This is a genomic window from Nonomuraea rhizosphaerae, assembly GCF_019396405.1.
GTDB classification, from domain to species: Bacteria; Actinomycetota; Actinomycetes; order Streptosporangiales; family Streptosporangiaceae; genus Nonomuraea; species Nonomuraea rhizosphaerae.
This window is the reverse complement of record NZ_JAHKRL010000171.1, coordinates 1-15,893: the sequence shown is the minus strand read 5'-3', so window position 1 is coordinate 15,893 and position 15,893 is coordinate 1. Positions and strand designations below refer to the sequence as shown.

Genomic DNA, 15,893 nt, shown 5'->3' with positions numbered 1-15,893 from the left:
GCCCCGCCGGGGCCGCCCGGTGACGTGGCCGCGCTGCGCGAGTCGATCGCCCGCGAGGCCCCGCCGGCGGCCCCGGGATCCCGCGCGGCGGGGCGCACCCAGGCGTTCGCGTCCGTGCCCGTCGTCGCGGGCGGCCACCACCACGGCCGCATCGTCGCCCACAGCCCCGCTGGAACGATCCGTGACAGCGACGTCGGCATCCTCGAACGCGCCGCCACCGTCGCCGCCCTCGTCGTCACCCGCCAGGAGGCGGTCAACGCCGTCGAGAGCAAGTACCGCGCCGACTTCCTGCGCGACGTGCTCACCGGCCGCGCGGGCACGGCGGAGCGGGTCACGGCGCGCGCCAGGGCGTTCGGCTGGGACCTGGAGCGGCCCGTCACCGTCCTGGTCGCCGAACTCGACCCGGAGGCCGACGAGCGCACCACCCAGGACCGCCTGGTCTCCTGCTGGGTCGCCGCCATGCGCCGCCACGACCCCAGGGGAGCGGTCGCGGGCTTCTCCCACGAGGTGGTGGCCGTCCTGGACGCCTCCGTGGACGCGGCCAGGGTCGCCAAGGACGCCGCCTCGGCGTTCGCGGACGTGCCGCCCGCCACGTTCTCCACCGGCACCTCCCGGCCCTCGCCCGGCGCCGAGCTGCTGCCGGAGGCGTACTCGCAGGCGCTCAAGGCGGCCCGGGTCGGCCGCCAGCTCCACGGGCCGGGCGCGGTGGCCCACTTCGACCAGCTCGGCGTCTACCGGCTGCTGTCGCTGGTCAACGACACGCAGGAGCTGCACGCGTTCGTACGGGAGACGCTGGGCCCGCTCGCCTACGACGACGACGCCGAGAACTCCGACCTGCGGCGCACCTTGCAGGTGCTCCTGGAGACCAACCTCAACGTGGCCGAGACCGCCCGCCGGCTGCACTTCCACTACAACACGCTGCGCTACCGCATCGGCAAGCTGGAGCGGCTGCTCGGCAACTTCACCGACGACCCGCACCTGCGGCTGAACCTGACCCTGGCCCTGCACGTCCTGCGCATGAGAGGCATCTAGGCTGGGGTGTCGTGGACCTGGACTTCGAGCTGCGCTCCGACTACATCCCGCTGTGCGACCTGCTGAAGTACTGCGGGGTCACCGAGACGGGCGGCCTGGCCAAGATGCTGATCGCCGAGGGCATGGTCTCGGTGGACGGCGAGGTCGAGCTGCGCAAGACGTGCAAGATCCGTACCGGCCAGGTGGTGACCGGCGACGGCTTCGAGATCCACGTGCACTGACCGCACCGGGCCCCGAGCAGGTTGTGCGCAAGCACACCTCTGGTCAGGAAACCGAATTTGGCAGATCATGCCGGTGTAGGAGCGTGCCGACGGGCCTAATGTGCCCGCAACGGCAGCACGAATCCCAGGCGGGACGCGGAAGGAGCCTGCGGGGCGGCACTGGAACCGGCAGCCCGGGCGAAGAGGGGCTCACATGGTTTTCGGTTGGACCAAACACGGCGACGGCAAGCATCTGGCTCCCGGAGAGGTCGTCAAGCCCGACGAGCGGCTGACCTGGCCGCGCATGATCGGGTTCGGCGCGCAGCACGTGGTCGCGATGTTCGGCGCGACGTTCGTGTTCCCGCTGGTCATGGGACTCGACCCGAACGTCGCGATCATGATGTCGGGCGTGGCGACGATCCTGTTCCTGCTGATCGTGAAGGGGAAGGTGCCCAGCTACCTGGGCACGAGCGCGTCGTTCGTGGGCGGCGTGCTGGCCATCAGGGCGCTGTTCGGCGGCGACACGGCCGGGGCGGACGCGATCGTGACGGGCGCGATCCTGGTCGCCGGGCTCGTGCTCGCGCTGTGCGGGCTCGCGGTGCACTTCCTCGGGGTGCAGATCATCCACCGGATCTTCCCGCCGGTCGTCACCGGCGCGGTGGTCATGCTGATCGGGTTCGGGCTCGCGTACGTCGTGGCGGACGTGTACTGGCCGCAGGACCAGTGGATGGCGCTGGTCACGATGGTGATCACGTTCGTGGTCGTCGTGGCGTTCAAGGGGTTCATCGGCCGGATCGGGATCCTGATCGGGCTGATCGTCGGCTACGTGCTGTCGTGGGGGGCCGACCAGCTCTTCGGGCAGGTGCCCGCCTACAGCGACGGCGCGCTCAAGATCGCCTCCCACTTCCGGGTGGACTTCTCCAACGTCGCCGGGGCGGACTGGATCGGGCTGCCCTCCTTCCACCTGCCGGACTTCCGGGTCTCGGCCGTGCTGCTGGTGCTGCCCGCCGTGATCGCGCTGATCGCCGAGAACATCGGGCACGTCAAGGCCGTCGGCGAGATGACCGGCACCGACGTGGACCCGTACGTGGGCCGCGCCGTCGCCGCCGACGGCGTCGCCACCGTGGTCACCAGCGCCGTCGGCGGCTCGCCGACCACGACCTACGCCGAGAACATCGGCGTCATGGCGGCCACCAAGGTCTACTCGACCGCCGCCTACTACATCGCGGGCGTGATCGCGATCCTGTTCGGCCTCAGCCCGAAGTTCGGGGCGCTGGTCTCGGCCACTCCCTCTGGCGTGCTGGGCGGTGTGACCGTCATCCTGTACGGCATGATCGGCCTCCTCGGCGCCAAGATCTGGATCGAGAACCGGGTGAACTTCGCCGACCCGGTCAACATGGTCCCCATCGGCGCGGGCATCATCCTGGCCATCGGCCCGGTCAAGCACTTCATCAGCGGCGACTTCCGGCTGGAGGGCATCGCGCTCGGCACGATCGTCGTGGTGGGCGGCTACCACCTGCTGCGGGCGATCGCCGGGCGGGAGCCCGTGACGGTCCGGAGCGACGCCGGGTGAAGCCGCCGCCGTTCGAGTACCACGCTCCCCGCGACCTCGGCGAGGCCCTGGACGTCCTCGCCGGGGCCGGGGCCCGCGGCAAGGTGCTCGCGGGCGGCCAGAGCCTGATCCCGATCATGAACATGCGCCTGGCGTCCCCCGAGCACCTCGTCGACATCAACCGCCTCCACGAGCTCGACACCGTCGAGGAGACGGCGGGCGGGGTCCGGGTGGGCGCCCTGGCCAGGCATTCACGGGTGGAGCGGCTGCGGGCGCACCCGTTACTGGGGCAGGCGCTGCGGCTGGTGGCCCACCCGGTGATCCGCAACCGCGGCACGGTCGTGGGCAGCCTGGTGCACGCCGACCCGGCCGCCGAGCTGCCCGCCGTGCTGGCGGTGCTGGACGGGTCCGTACGCCTGGCCACCGCCGGGGGCACCCGGGACGTGGCCGCGCGCGACTTCTTCACCGGCCCGCTGGAGTCGGCCGTCCAGGCCGGCGAACTCGCCGTGTCGGCGTATTTCCCGAACACGCGGCCCAGGTCCGGAACGGCCTTCCGCGAGGTCGCCCGCCGCCACGGCGACTACGCGCTGGCCGGCGTCTGCGCCGTGGTCACCCTGGACGAGGACCTGCGCGTCGAGCGGGCCCGCGTGGCCTGCATCGGCGTCGGCGCCGTCCCGGTCGTCGTGGACGTGCCGTGCGAGCGCCGCCCCGCCGCCACCGTCGGCTGGGACGAGGCCGTGCGGGCCGTACGGGAGGCCACCGACCCGGAGGGCGACATCCACGCCAGCGCCGCCTACCGGCGCCACCTCGTCGGCGTCCTGGCCGAGCAGGCACTGAAGGAGGCGGCCCGTGCAGCCGTATGAGGTCACCCTGGTCGTCAACGGCACCGCCCGCCGGGTCCGGGTGCCCGCGCGGCGGCTGCTGTCCGACTGCCTGCGCCACGACCTGGGCCTGACCGGCACGCACGTGGGCTGTGAGCACGGCGTGTGCGGCTGCTGCACGGTGCTGCTGGACGGCGAGCCGGTGCGCTCCTGCCTGACGTTCGCGGTGACGGTGGACGGGCGCGAGATCACCACTGTCGAGGGGCTGGCCGGCGAGGACGGGATGTCGCCCGTGCAGCGGGCGTTCGCCGAGTGCCACGGGCTGCAGTGCGGCTTCTGCACGCCGGGCTTCCTGTGCACCGTGACGGCGCTGCTGCGGGACAACCCGGCGCCCACGGACGAGGAGGTGCTGGAGGGCGTCTCCGGCAACCTGTGCCGCTGCACCGGCTACCAGAACATCGTCAAATCCGTGCACCGAGCCGCGGAGCTCATCGCCGAGGAGGGGTGAGTGATGACCACCAGGCTGTTCGGGGAGCCGGTCCAGCGCCGGGAGGACCCCAGGCTGCTCACCGGCCAGGGCCGCTACCTCGACGACCTGGGCCAGGGCGCGGCGGCGGCGGCGTTCGTGCGCTCGCCGCACGCCCACGCCCGCATCCGTGACATCGACGTCAGCGCCGCCCTGGACGTGGACGGCCTGATCGCCATCTACACCTGGGAGGACCTGCCCGCGCGGGTCGGGCAGCCGCTGCCGCTGCTCATCCCGCACCCCGCGCTCACCCACGGCCGCACCGCCCTCCCGCTGGCCAAGGACGTGGTCAGGCACGTGGGCGAGCCCGTGGTGATGGTCGTGGCCACCGACCGCTACCTGGCCGAGGACGCCTGCGCGCTGATCGAGGTCGACTACGAGCAGCTCAAGCCGGTCGTCGGCATCGAGGAGGCGGTCCAGGGCGCGCAGCTCGTGCACGAGGACGTCCCCGGCAACGTCGGCGCCCACCTGGTCCAGGAGGTGCCGAGCACGACGGGGACGAGCGCCCGCGAGGCCATCGAGGGCGCGCCGCACACGCTCGCCTTCCGGCTCGACATCGAGCGCAGCGCCAGCATGCCGCTGGAGGGCCGCGGCGTGTACGCCCGCTGGGACGGCACCGACCTGCGCGTCTACTCCAGCACCCAGACCTCCACCAGCGTCCGCATGGCGATCGCCGCGGCGCTGAACCTGCCGCTGCCGCACGTCGAGGTGATCGCGCCCGACGTGGGCGGCGGCTTCGGCGTCAAGATCGTGCACCCGTGGGCGGAGGAGATCCTGGTGCCGTGGGCGGCGATGCTGCTCGGCCGGGAGATCAAGTGGACCGAGGACCGGCGGGAGCACTTCATCTCCTCGGCGCACGAGCGGGGGCAGGTGCAGCACGTCAGGGTCGGGTTCGACGACGACGGGGTGATCAAGGGCCTGGACGTGACGATCCTGCACGACCACGGGGCCTACACGCCGTACGGGATCATCGTCCCGATCGTCACCTCGACGCAGTTGCTGGGGCCGTACAAGATCGGGGCGTACCGGGTCGAGTTCACCGCCGTCTACACCAACACCGTGCAGGTCACCCCGTACAGGGGGGCGGGCCGGCCGCAGGCCGTGTTCTGCATGGAGCGGACGATGGACAAGATCGCCCGTCACCTCGGCAAGGACCGCACGCGGGTGCGGGCGGCGAACTTCATCGGGCCCGACGAGTTCCCCTACGACCAGGGCATGATCTTCCAGGACGGCCGGCCGCTGATCTACGACAGCGGGAACTATCCCGAGATGCTGCGCATGGTCAAGGAGCTGGTCGGCTGGGACGACTTCGAGCCCGCCCCGAACCGGGGGATCGGCGTCGGCTGTTACGTCGAGGGCACCGGCGTGGGCCCGTACGAGGGCGGCCACGTGCAGGTCACCTCCGACGGGCGGGTGCACGTCTCCACCGGCCTGACCTCGCAGGGGCAGGGCCACGAGACGGTGTTCGCCCAGATCGCGGCCACCGAGCTGGGCGTGCCCATCGAGCGGGTCTCGGTCGTCACCGGCGACACGCGCAGGTTCGGGTACGCGGTCGGCACGTTCGCCTCCCGCGCGGCCGTGATGAGCGGCAACGCCATCGCGCTGGCCTGCCGCAAGGTGCGCGAGAAGGCGCTGCGCATCGCCGCCGACGCGCTGGAGGCCAACCCGGACGACCTGGAGATCGACGACGGGCTCGTGCACGTCGCCGGGGCCCCGGCCGCCTCGATCCCGCTGTCCACGGTCGCGGTGCTGGCCAACCCGCTGCGCTACGCCTTCGACGAGGAGGCCGCCAAGGCCACGCAGTTCTCCGGCGCCGCCTCGCCGGACAAGCCGCCCGTCGCCGAGGGCGAGGAGCCCGGCCTGGAGGGCCGCGACTACTACTCGCCGATCAGGTCCACGTTCGCCGCCGGCATGCACGCCGCGATCGTCGAGACCGACCCGCTGACCGCCGAGATCAAGGTGCTGCGGTACGCGGTCGTGCACGACTGCGGGCGGCTGATCAACCCGATGATCGTGGAGGGGCAGATCCACGGGGGAGTGGCGCAGGGCATCGGCGGCGCGCTGTACGAGCGGATGGTGTACGACGGCCACGGGCAGCTGCTCAACGCCTCGTTCATGGACTTCCTGATGCCGTACGCCACGGAGGTCCCGCACGTCGAGACCGCCCACCTGGAGACGCCGTCACCGCTCAACCCGCTCGGCATCAAGGGCGCGGGCGAGGCGGGGGTGATCCCGGTGTCGGCGGTGATCGCGGCCGCGATCGAGGACGCCGAGGGGTTCGCGATCGACCGCATGCCGATCTCGCCGTCGGAGCTGTTCGACCTGCGGACGGCCTCCAGGCCCGCACAGGGGACGGCACAGGGGACGGCTCAGGAGGTCTCCCGGCGGCCGGAGCCGCCCGAGCGGTAGAGGGCGGCGACCCGCGGTGGCCGAACCCGTGAGATGATCTCCGCCATGATCGGCGAGTTGCGCGCGCCCGCCCAGGGGCTGACCGTCTTCCCCGGCTCGGCCGCCGAGCTGGCCGGGACGCGGCTCGTCGACCTGGCGTGGAACACGATCGCCGAGGTCCCCGACTGGCTCGGCGGCCTGACCTCGCTGGAGGAGCTGAGGCTCGACGGCAACGGCCTGCGCTCGCTGCCCGCCCTCACCGGCCTGACCGCGCTGCGGGCGCTGCACCTCGACGGCAACCGGCTCACGCGGGCGCCACACTGCCCGCCGGGCCTGGAGACGCTCTCCCTGTACGGCAACGCCGTCGAGACGCTGCCCGGCCCGCTCCCGGCCGGCCTGCGGCACCTGTCGGCGGGCGGGAACCGGCTGACCGCGGCACCCCCGTTCCCGCCGCTCCTCGAATCGCTCAACCTCGCCCAGAACGCCCTCACCGACGTCCCCGCCGGCCTTGGGGCCCTGACCCGGCTGCGCATGCTCGACCTCGGCCACAACCGGCTCGAAACGGTGCCGGCGGAGATCGGCGACCTCGGGCTGACCGACTACCTGTACCTGAGCGACAACCGCTTCACCGAGGTCCCCGAGGCGATCGGGCGGCTGGACCGGCTCGCCTACCTCAATGTGACCGACAACCGGCTGACCCGGCTGCCGGAGTCGATCGGCGCGATGGCGTCGCTGGTCGAGCTGCGGCTGTACAACAACCGGCTGGAGGCGCTGCCCGGCTCCGTCGGCCGGCTGGGGCGGCTGCGGGAGCTGCACCTCCAGGGCAACCGGCTGGCCGCGCTGCCCGCCGAGGTCGGCGGGCTGGGTGAGCTGCGGGTGCTCGACCTGCGCGACAACCACCTGCGGTCGGTGCCGGACGCGATCGCGAGACTGACCCGGCTGACCCACCTCGACCTGCGCAACAACCGGCTCAGGACGCTGCCCGACGGGCTGGGGGAGCTGGCCGCCCTGGAGAAGCTCGACCTGCGCTGGAACAAGCTGGACGGCGAGCCGGACGCGCTGCGCCGCTTGACCGAGCGAGGCTGCGTCATTCTGCGCTGAGTCCTTCGCGCTGAGTCCTTCGCGCTGAGTCCTTCGCGCTGAGTCCTTCGCGCTGAGTCCTTCGCGCTGAGTCCTTCGCGCTGAGTCCTTTGCGCTGAATCAAACCCGCGTTCTTTTGCGGTGAACCGGGGCCGGGAGGGCTGCGTATCTCGGCACATGACGACATTTCCACGTCTGGCCGCTTCTGCGCTGCTGGTCGGTCTCGTGGCCGGTTGTACGAACGCCAGCGGCTCCGTCGGCGCGGGGCAAAGCGCCGCGGACAGCATCATCCAGAAGCCCGCCAAGTACGACAACAACGTCTACACCGTCGAGCAACTGGGCGAGAAGGTGGGCTGCAAGCCCAGGATCCAGGTCGACGCCAAGGACATGCGTACGGGCTACTGCAAGACGGAGGACGGCCAGTTCTTCGTGAACACGTTCGCCACCCAGGCCGGGAAAGACGTCTGGATGGACACGGCACCCGAATACAACCCGCACCTGGTCGGAAACCGCTGGACCGTGCTGTCCAGCCGTGAGGTGCTCGATTCGCTGAAGGACCGTCTCGGTGGTGAGCTCCATCTCAAGGACCACAGGACCAAGCAGATGCAGCCTAACGGCTGACGGCAGGCTGGGAAGATCGTGGGAGTCCTCCCAGCCCCGGCCGCTCAGCCCCGGGTCGCCAGCTTGTACTGGGCCCAGACCTCGATGGGCGCCGCGACCCTGTCAAGGAACATCAGGTCGTCCATCCGGCAGTTACAGGGATTCTGCTCCCTGGTGTTCTGCGGGAAGCTACCGCCGATCTTGATGCCTCGCGGGTCGGTGGGCGAGGCCAGATCGGGCTCGGGCGGCCCCTCCACGGCCCACGGGTCGCCGGTGAGCGTGTAGAAGCCGTCGAGTGCGCGGCCGTTTCTGTACAGCCTCATCGTCGCGGTGTCGAAGTCGAACGTGGCCGCCAGGAACACCCACTCGGCCGGCGGAAGCATGCTCTGCCACGGCTCGTCCGCGGCGAACGTCTGGGAGCTGCCGCCGTCGACGCGCCTGGCCAGCGCGACGACCCGCAGCTCCCCGTTCACCGTGATGAGCTCCAGCAGGGCCCGCACGTCATGGCCCTGCGAGTTGCCGCTCAGCACCCCGGCCAGGCCGATCGCCCCGTAGAGGTCGTCGGGGCTCTCGGTGTTGGAGTTCGGGCTGGGGTTCTGGCCGGTCATCTTGAACCAGCCCATGACGGTGACGCCCTTGACGGCGTTGAAGGCGCGCAGGGCGGGCACGCCGGGGTCGGCGTACACGCCCGCCTTCCAGTCGTCGTTGCCCAGCACCGCGGGGTTCACCTGCTGGAGCTGGATCGAGTGGCGGCTGCCGCGGTGGGAGCCGTCGCGGGTGCGCATGGCGGCGCCGCCGTTGACCAGCGTGATGTCCGTGCCCGACCGGCCCTGGTCGCGCTCGCGGGCGGGGTCGCCCCAGGCGGGGTGCTCGAAGTCGTACGCGGCCACGAGGTTGTGGCGCAGCGTGGGCAGCACGCCCGGCCCGGGGTGCGCTGCTTTTTCGGCGTGCGCTGCTTTTTCGGCGTGCGCGGCCGCCGGTGCGGCCGTCGTCAGCAGGAGGAGGGCCACGAGGGGCGCCAGGAGCCTCATGACGGGGCCGTCCAGCAGGCGCCGGTGACCTTCCAGATCTTGCCGTTGGCCTTGGACAGCAGGTACAGCTCGCCCGCGCCGTCCCTGCTCAGCCGCAGGTCCACACGGGTGTCCCCGGCCAAGGTCTGCATGGTGACCGCGTTGCCCGCCGGGTCCACGAGCTTCGGCGTGTACAGGGTGGCCCGTGGCCCGCCGGTCCGCATCTGACCGGCGACCGTGAAGAAGACCCGGCCGTCCACGATGTCGCCGAACAGGTACTTGCCGTACAGGGCGGGCAGCCGCGAGCCGCGGTAGACGAACCCGCCCGCGACCGCGTGACCGCTGTCGGCCGTGCACGAGTGGCCGGGCGGCGGGTCGTGGTCGTAGGCCGCCATCGGGTAGGTGTAGCCGAACGAGGCGTCGTCGTCGGGCAGCGTGTACAGGTGGCAGCGGTCGGCCTTGCTGTAGACGAAGGGGCCCTCGCGCTCGCTCCAGCCCAGGTTGCCGCCCGATCTGACCTCGTAGATCGCCTCGATGGCGTGCTCGCCGATGTGGCCGAGGAACAGCCGGTTGCCGGCCTGGGTGTCCCAGCTGAAGCGGTGCGGGTCGCGCATGCCGTACGCGTAGATCTCGCCGATCGCGCCGGGTCTGGAGACGAACGGGTTGCTCGCCGGGATGCCGTACTTGCCGTTGGCGGAGTTGGTGCCCAGCGGGTCGACGCGCAGCAGCTTGCCGTGCGGGATGGCCAGGTTCTGCGGGTCGTCGCTGGAGGCGCCCCTGCCGCCGTCGCCCGCCGCGATGTAGAGCAGGCCGTGGTCGGGGCTGCCGCGGCGCGCGGTCGGGTTGAAGTCGATCTGCTGGATGCCGTGGATCTGGCCGTTGAAGCCGAGCCTGAGCATCTCCCTGTGGGTGCCGGCGAACGTGTCGGCCCTGGGGTTCGTGGCCGTCCACTCGGTGATCACGCCGTGGAACCGGGTGCCGGGCTGCGGCGTCAGGTCAGGCGTCTTCGTGGTGAGGGCCGCGTCCCATTCGGTGTGCACGGTGTAGAACTTGCCGTTGCGCGCGAAGTCCGGATGGAAGGCGGCATATCCGAAACCGGAGCCGAGGCCGCGGCCGGAGAGGAAGTCCGGCGCGAACGTGGCGGCCACGTCGAGGTACTCCTGCGGCTGCCCGTCGCGCACCAGGTACAGCTTGCCGTTCAGGTCGTTGGCGAACTGGCGGTTCGTGCCGTCGGGGATCGTGCCGAGGTTGTTGATCCTGGCCCAGCGCACGAGCCGCGCGTCGGTGGGCGCGGGCGTCGTCTCGGTCTTCGGGAACGACGCGTACGGGGTGAGCGTCAGCGTCAGCCCCGACGGAGTGGGGTTCTCCGGGATGGGATCGTCGAGCGGGGTCGAATCCATCGCGGCTGCTGGAGGCGCCCACAGAACGATCGCCAGCAGCGCCGCGAGGAGATACCGGACGGGGGATTTCGGCATTCCTGTCCACCACCTGGGGGGTCGGGAGAATGGGGGGAGCGGACTAGCAGGCGGGTGTGCCGGTGACCGTGAGACCGCGCTCGCGGCCGATGTTGTCGAACGAGCCGAAGCCCACGCGGCCCGAGCCGAACGTGCGGTCCGTGGCGGTGATCAGCGGCGTGGCCGAGCCGTCCACGAAGACCTCGATGCGGCCCGTGCCGGCGCAGTGGCGGACGCGGACCTTGTGCCACTGGTCGTCGGTGATCGCCGGAGGGGCGCCGACCTGGCCGTTCCACTGGTCGTCGATGCGCAGGCGGTCGGCGTCGTTCACCACGAAGATCCCGTTGTGCGGGTAGATCGTGTTGTCCTGGGAGAGGTGCGCGTAATAGAACCGCGTGTCCGAGCGGTAGCCGAACACGATGATCACGTCACGGTTGCTGACGCTGGTCGGGGTGTCCAGGCGGACCTCGGCGTCGATCTGCACGTCGCCGAACTCGGGGCCCTTGGTGAGCACGGCGTACTCGAAGGGGCGGCGCGGGCCGGGGCGCGCGACGCCCTCCTCGGCCAGGATCACCTCGTCGCCGGGGAAACGCCACTTGGCGGGGGTGACCGGGGTCCAGTCGCGCGCGGCGCCGGTGCGGCGGACCACCGTACGGCCGGGCCCGCATTCCCGGGGCCTGCCGGCCTGCTCGGTGTTGCCGGCCTGGTCGGCGGCGGCGGGGGTGGAAGGCGCGGTGAGCTGCGCCAGGGCGATCATCAGCGCGAGCGCGCAGAGGCGGACGAACATGGGCATCGGCATCCTTCTCAGTGGGGGGTCTGAGCGGCCGGGGGTCATTCGCGGTGCGTGGCGGCCCCCAGCAGGTCGCGGATGTGACTCGTGGCGGACGCGAACGCCGGCTGCGACATCGTCGCCGCGTAGTTCCGCCGCCGCGGCAGCTCCACGTCGATGACCTCGGCGATCGTGCCCGGCCTCGGCGTCATGACGACCACCCGGTTGCCCAGGTAGACCGCCTCGGCGATGGAGTGGGTGACCAGCAGGACCGTGGTGCTCGTCTCGTGCCAGATGCGGTGCAGCTCGACGTTCATCTGCTCCCTGGTCAGCGCGTCCAGCGCGCCGAACGGCTCGTCCATCAGCAGCACCGGGGGTCTGTGCAGCAGCGCGCGGCACAACGCCACACGCTGCTGCATGCCTCCGGACAGTTCGTGCGGCAGCGCGTCCTCGAAGCCCTGCAGCCCGGTCATCTCGATCAGCTCGGCGGCCCTGGCCGCGGCCTCCTTCTGCGGCATGCCGCGCATCTCGGCCTGCAGCAGGATGTTCCTGCGCGCCGTACGCCACTCCAGCAGCGCGGCCCGCTGGAAGACGTAGCCGACGTCCTTACGCGGGCCGCCCACCGGGCCGCCGAGCAGGCGCACCGCGCCCGCCGACGGCTTGAGCAGCCCGGACACCAGTTTGAGCAGCGTCGACTTGCCGCACCCCGACGGGCCGACGATCGAGACGAACTCGCCGGGGCGCACGTCCATCGACACGTTCTCCAGCGCGAGCACGTCGCGCTTCTTCGATCGGAACCGCGCCGCCACCTTCTGGATCTCGACGGCGGGGGCCTGCTGGGTCACGGTCATCCCTTCGGCGCCACGCCGGCGTCCCAGTAGGCGCTCGGCGCCTGCGGGTCGGTCACCAGACCGGCCTTGGCGAAGGTGTCGATCGTCTTCTGCCAGTCGGCGTCGGTGTTCACGCCCGGCGCCTGCCCCTGGGTGGCGTCGGTGTGCAGCAGCGTGGTCGTGGTCTTGAACTGGTCGATCAGCACCTCGGGCGGCGGGAGCTGCTCCGAGGCGCCCTTCATGGCGTCCACCGCGGCCTGCTGGTCCTTCTCCGCCGCCGCCCACGCCTCGCTGGTCGCCGCGACCATCCGCTTGGACAGGTCGGCCTTGCTCTGCAGGAAGCTGGTGGAGGTGAGCAGGCCGTTGCTGTAGTAGTTCAGCCCGAACTCCGAGAAGCGCAGGTACGCCACCGGCTTGCCGGCCTTGTTCTGCATGGTCGGGCCCTGGTCGGAGGCGTAGCCGAGCAGCGCGTCCGTCTGGCCCGAGATCACCGCGGCGATCTTCCCGGCCGGGTCGGTGTTCTGCAGCTTGACGTCGGCCTCGGTCATCCCGTTGGCCTTCAGGAACACCGGGAACGTCTTGGTGAGGGCGTCACCGGCCGTCGAGGCGATCGTGCGGCCCTTCAGGTCGGCCGGCTTGGTGATGTTCTTGTCCTGGAAGAACTGCACCGAGGCCGGGGTCGTCTGCAGGAACACGCCCAGGCTCTTCACCGGCACGCCCTGGCTCACCCCGCCGAGCAGCGCGGGCGTGTCGGCCCAGCCGAAGTCCGTCTGCCCCGCGCCCGTGGCCTGCACCGTCTTCTGCGAGCCCTGACCGGCCTGGATCGTCAGGTCGATGCCGTGCTTCTCGAAGATGCCCTTGCTCTTGCCGTAGTAGAACGGGGCGTGCTCGCCGTAGGGGTACCAGTTGAGCGTCAGCGTGACCTTGTCGAGCTGCTTGCCCGCGGTGCTCGTGGTCGTCTGCCCGCCGCCTGAGCCGCACGCGGTGGCGAGCAGCAGGACGACCGGCGCTAAGGCGGCGATCAGCGTGCGAGTCTTCATGGCGTCCTCGATTCCTCAGCTCGATCTCTGCTCGATCCCAGCTCGATCTCTCAGTAGGTCACCGTCACGGCGTCGCCGCGGCGGCTGGCGTGCCAGGGCAGCAGCAGCCGCTCGGCGAACTCCACGGCGGCGAACAGCACGACGCCGAGGAGGGACATGACCAGGAGCCCCGCGAACAGCATGGGCGTGTCGAGGTTGCCGTTGGCCTGCAGGATGATCGAGCCGAGCCCGTCGTTGCCGCCGACGAACTCGCCCACGACCGCCCCGGTGACGGCCAGCGTCACGGCCACCTTCAGCCCGGAGAACAGGAACGGCAGGGAGGCGGGGAACCTGATCTTGACGAAGGTCTTCGCCGGGCTCGCGCCCATGGTCGAAGCCAGCTGCAGCATCTCCGGGTCCACCGACTTCAGCCCGGTGACCATGGAGATGACGACGGGGAAGAAAGCGATCAGCACCGCCACCACGATCCTCGGCGTCAGCCCGAAGCCGAGCCACACCACGAACAGCGGGGCGATCGCGATCTTCGGGACGACCTGCGCGAACAGCAGCAGCGGGTACAAAGTCTTCTCGACCTCGGCCGAGGCCACCATGAGCACCGCCGCGGCGACGCCCACGACGACGGCGATCACAAAGCCGAGGACCGTCTCGTACCCGGTCACCAGCGTGTGATGGGTGATGTATCCGGCCTTGTCGGCGATCAGCTGCAGGGTCGCGCCCGGTGACGGGACCAGATACCTGGGCACGACCTCGAACTCGGTGAGCGCCCACCAGATCCCGAAGCAGGCGGCCAGCAGTGCGAAGGGCCGCCAGGAGCGCTCGGCCAGCTCGCCGAGCCGGTCTCTGTCGCGGATGGTCACGGTCTGTACCACGATGAGAAGGTCTCCCTTCATCGCGGGCCATCACGCCGCATGTACTGCGCGCCATCACGCAATGCATCGCGTGCCATCAGGCCATATGCGAGAAAGCGCTATCAGAAAGCGCTTTCCTGAGGTACGGTAGCCCGGCATGGCCGGAGGGTCAATCGCCTCCTGACTTCCTGTTGCAGGAGGTTGTGTGACCGATCGCGTACACGTCACCCTGCGGGATGTGGCCACGGCCGCCGGAGTCTCCCCCGCCACCGCCTCCCGCGTTCTCAACGGCACCGCGCGGGTCCGGCCCGACCTGCGCGACCGGGTGGAGGCGGCCGCCGCGCAGCTCGCGTACACGCCGAACGCGCACGCCCAGGCGCTCGCCCGCGCCTCCAACGAGACCGTCGGCGTCATCTGCCACGACGTGAGCGACCCGTACTTCTCCGGCATCGCCCGCGGCATCATGCGCGCCGCCGCGCAGCGCGACCTGCTCGTCATGCTGGCCAGCACGTTCCGCGACAGTGAGCGCGAGGTGGCCTACGTCTCCATGCTGCGCGCCCAGCGGGCCCGCGCGATCCTGCTCATCGGCTCCGGCTTCGAGGACCGCCGCTGGGAACGCGCCATGGACGCCGAACTGCGCCCGTACCTGAACGCGGGCGGGCGCGTCGCGGTCGTCAGCCGGCACCGCAGCCTGCGCGTCGACACCGTCTTGCCGGAGAACCGCGAGGGCGCCGCCGCCCTGGCCCGCGCGCTCCTGGCCCTGGGCCACCGCGGCTTCGCCGTCCTGTCGGGGCCGCGCGGCCTGAGCACGGTCGTGGACCGGGTGGGCGGCTTCCGCGACGCCCTGGCGGCGGCCGGCGTGACGGCGGCGGAGGTCGTGGAGGGTCCCTTCACCCGGGAGGGCGGCCACGCCGGCGCGACCGGCCTGCTGGACCGGGGGGTGATCGGCGGTTCGTCCGGCTCCGGTGCCACGTGCCTGTTCGCGACGACGGACGTGATGGCCGTGGGCGCGCTGGCCGCCCTGCGGGAGCGCGGCCTGCGCGTCCCCGAGGACGTCTCCCTGGCGGGCTTCGACGACATCCCGGTGGTGCGCGACCTGACCCCGCCGCTGACGACGGTGGCGCTGCCGCTGGAGGAGATGGGGGAGCGGGTCATCGCCCTGGCCCTGCGCGACGGGTCACGCGCCCGCCGCCGCATCGAACGGGTGGCGGGCACGGTCGTCCTCCGCGCCAGCACCACCGGCCCCCCGGCCTAGGGCTGCGCCGCATCGGAAGAATTTCGCGTACGGTCTGTCGAATTCGCGTCGCCCGTCCGACGTAGAAGCGTACCGACCGGACACACAGCCAAGGAGAGCCACTCATGGCCCAGTACGCGATCCTCATCTTCGACACCCCCGAGGCCGGCGACTACACCCCCGAGCAGCAGGCGGCGAGCCAGCGGCACGCCGACCACCTCGTCGACTCCGGCGCCATGGTCACGGCGTACGCGCTGCAGTCCGCTGACACCGCCACCTCGCTGCGCGGCGACGTGGTCACCGACGGGCCGTTCATCGACTCCAAGGAGGTCGTCGCCGGCTTCTGCGTCATCGAGGCGCCCGACCTGGACGCCGCCCTGGACCTGGCGCGCAGCACCCCCGCCGTCCACTGGGGGCGCGGCGGGGTGGAGGTGCGTCCCGTGGCGGGCGGCATCCCGCCCATCCCCCGATGACGGCCGCGGCCGGCGCGGGGCGGGCGGTCGCCGGCG

The 15,893-nt window shown here is 71.3% G+C and carries 16 protein-coding genes; 10 read left to right on the top strand and 6 right to left on the bottom strand.

Annotated elements, in window-relative coordinates; all coding sequences use genetic code 11:
- The 8 genes from KME77_RS08555 to KME77_RS08520 all read left to right on the top strand — a co-directional run.
- Positions 1–1,032: PucR family transcriptional regulator (locus KME77_RS08555; RefSeq protein ID WP_219463721.1), on the top strand; the 1,032-nt coding region annotated here is incomplete at its 5' end.
- Between the two features lie 11 nt (positions 1,033–1,043).
- Complete coding sequence (locus KME77_RS08550; protein WP_219463719.1) at positions 1,044–1,253, top strand: RNA-binding S4 domain-containing protein; 210 nt, start codon at positions 1,044–1,046, stop codon at positions 1,251–1,253.
- A gap of 193 nt (positions 1,254–1,446) precedes the next feature.
- Positions 1,447–2,805: a uracil-xanthine permease family protein gene (locus KME77_RS08545; protein WP_219463718.1), complete on the top strand. Its 1,359-nt coding sequence runs from the start codon at positions 1,447–1,449 to the stop codon at positions 2,803–2,805.
- Positions 2,802–3,647, top strand: coding sequence for an FAD binding domain-containing protein (locus KME77_RS08540; RefSeq protein WP_219463716.1), 846 nt, complete (start codon positions 2,802–2,804; stop codon positions 3,645–3,647). Before KME77_RS08545 ends, KME77_RS08540 begins: the two co-directional genes overlap by 4 nt.
- Positions 3,634–4,113 carry a (2Fe-2S)-binding protein gene (locus KME77_RS08535; RefSeq protein WP_219463713.1) on the top strand — a complete coding sequence of 160 codons (480 nt, stop codon included), beginning with the start codon at positions 3,634–3,636 and terminating at the stop codon, positions 4,111–4,113. Before KME77_RS08540 ends, KME77_RS08535 begins: the two co-directional genes overlap by 14 nt.
- Before the next feature lie 3 nt (positions 4,114–4,116).
- Entirely contained in the window at positions 4,117–6,540 is a 2,424-nt protein-coding gene (cutA, locus tag KME77_RS08530; protein WP_219463711.1) for an aerobic carbon-monoxide dehydrogenase large subunit, read from the top strand.
- 45 nt (positions 6,541–6,585) lie between these two features.
- Positions 6,586–7,620 carry a leucine-rich repeat domain-containing protein gene (locus KME77_RS08525; protein WP_219463709.1) on the top strand — a complete coding sequence of 345 codons (1,035 nt, stop codon included), beginning with the start codon at positions 6,586–6,588 and terminating at the stop codon, positions 7,618–7,620.
- A 156-nt stretch (positions 7,621–7,776) separates the two neighbouring features.
- On the top strand, positions 7,777–8,220 hold the full coding sequence (locus tag KME77_RS08520) for a hypothetical protein (RefSeq protein WP_219463708.1): 444 nt from the start codon (positions 7,777–7,779) through the stop codon (positions 8,218–8,220).
- Between the two features lie 44 nt (positions 8,221–8,264).
- Here the strand turns inward: KME77_RS08520 and KME77_RS08515 are convergent, their stop codons facing one another.
- From KME77_RS08515 to KME77_RS08490, 6 genes are read right to left on the bottom strand one after another with little or no spacing between them, the layout of a single operon-like run.
- Positions 8,265–9,230 (bottom strand): LamG-like jellyroll fold domain-containing protein, encoded by a 966-nt coding sequence (locus KME77_RS08515; protein ID WP_219463706.1) that lies wholly within the window; start codon positions 9,228–9,230, stop codon positions 8,265–8,267.
- Positions 9,227–10,684 carry a PQQ-dependent sugar dehydrogenase gene (locus tag KME77_RS08510; RefSeq protein ID WP_219463704.1) on the bottom strand — a complete coding sequence of 486 codons (1,458 nt, stop codon included), beginning with the start codon at positions 10,682–10,684 and terminating at the stop codon, positions 9,227–9,229. Before KME77_RS08510 ends, KME77_RS08515 begins: the two co-directional genes overlap by 4 nt.
- A 43-nt stretch (positions 10,685–10,727) precedes the next feature.
- Positions 10,728–11,456 carry a hypothetical protein gene (locus tag KME77_RS08505; protein ID WP_219463701.1) on the bottom strand — a complete coding sequence of 243 codons (729 nt, stop codon included), beginning with the start codon at positions 11,454–11,456 and terminating at the stop codon, positions 10,728–10,730.
- A gap of 38 nt (positions 11,457–11,494) precedes the next feature.
- Positions 11,495–12,283 (bottom strand): ABC transporter ATP-binding protein, encoded by a 789-nt coding sequence (locus tag KME77_RS08500; protein ID WP_219463700.1) that lies wholly within the window; start codon positions 12,281–12,283, stop codon positions 11,495–11,497.
- The gene (locus KME77_RS08495; protein ID WP_219463698.1) at positions 12,280–13,302 is read right to left on the bottom strand and encodes an ABC transporter substrate-binding protein; all 1,023 of its coding nucleotides are present in this window, start codon (positions 13,300–13,302) and stop codon (positions 12,280–12,282) included. The genes KME77_RS08500 and KME77_RS08495 overlap by 4 nt, the downstream gene beginning before the upstream one ends.
- Before the next feature lie 50 nt (positions 13,303–13,352).
- Entirely contained in the window at positions 13,353–14,171 is an 819-nt protein-coding gene (locus KME77_RS08490; protein WP_308250617.1) for an ABC transporter permease, read from the bottom strand.
- 184 nt (positions 14,172–14,355) lie between these two features.
- On the opposite strand from KME77_RS08490, the gene KME77_RS08485 reads away from it, so the two are divergent.
- The gene (locus tag KME77_RS08485; protein ID WP_219463694.1) at positions 14,356–15,405 is read left to right on the top strand and encodes a LacI family DNA-binding transcriptional regulator; all 1,050 of its coding nucleotides are present in this window, start codon (positions 14,356–14,358) and stop codon (positions 15,403–15,405) included.
- Positions 15,406–15,509: 104 nt separating this feature from the next.
- The gene (locus tag KME77_RS08480) at positions 15,510–15,857 is read left to right on the top strand and encodes a YciI family protein (protein WP_219463692.1); all 348 of its coding nucleotides are present in this window, start codon (positions 15,510–15,512) and stop codon (positions 15,855–15,857) included.
- Positions 15,858–15,893 lie beyond the last annotated feature (36 nt).

Excerpts from the sequence above, each read along its gene's own strand:
- KME77_RS08545 (WP_219463718.1), top strand. The coding sequence starts at position 1,447 with ATGGTTTTCGGTTGGACCAAACACGGCGACGGCAAGCATCTGGCTCCC.
- cutA (WP_219463711.1), top strand. The coding sequence starts at position 4,117 with ATGACCACCAGGCTGTTCGGGGAGCCGGTCCAGCGCCGGGAGGACCCC.
- KME77_RS08525 (WP_219463709.1), top strand. The coding sequence starts at position 6,586 with ATGATCGGCGAGTTGCGCGCGCCCGCCCAGGGGCTGACCGTCTTCCCC.
- KME77_RS08520 (WP_219463708.1), top strand. The coding sequence starts at position 7,777 with ATGACGACATTTCCACGTCTGGCCGCTTCTGCGCTGCTGGTCGGTCTC.
- KME77_RS08515 (WP_219463706.1), bottom strand. The coding sequence starts at position 9,230 with ATGAGGCTCCTGGCGCCCCTCGTGGCCCTCCTCCTGCTGACGACGGCC.
- KME77_RS08510 (WP_219463704.1), bottom strand. The coding sequence starts at position 10,684 with ATGCCGAAATCCCCCGTCCGGTATCTCCTCGCGGCGCTGCTGGCGATC.
- KME77_RS08505 (WP_219463701.1), bottom strand. The coding sequence starts at position 11,456 with ATGCCCATGTTCGTCCGCCTCTGCGCGCTCGCGCTGATGATCGCCCTG.
- KME77_RS08500 (WP_219463700.1), bottom strand. The coding sequence starts at position 12,283 with ATGACCGTGACCCAGCAGGCCCCCGCCGTCGAGATCCAGAAGGTGGCG.
- KME77_RS08495 (WP_219463698.1), bottom strand. The coding sequence starts at position 13,302 with ATGAAGACTCGCACGCTGATCGCCGCCTTAGCGCCGGTCGTCCTGCTG.
- KME77_RS08480 (WP_219463692.1), top strand. The coding sequence starts at position 15,510 with ATGGCCCAGTACGCGATCCTCATCTTCGACACCCCCGAGGCCGGCGAC.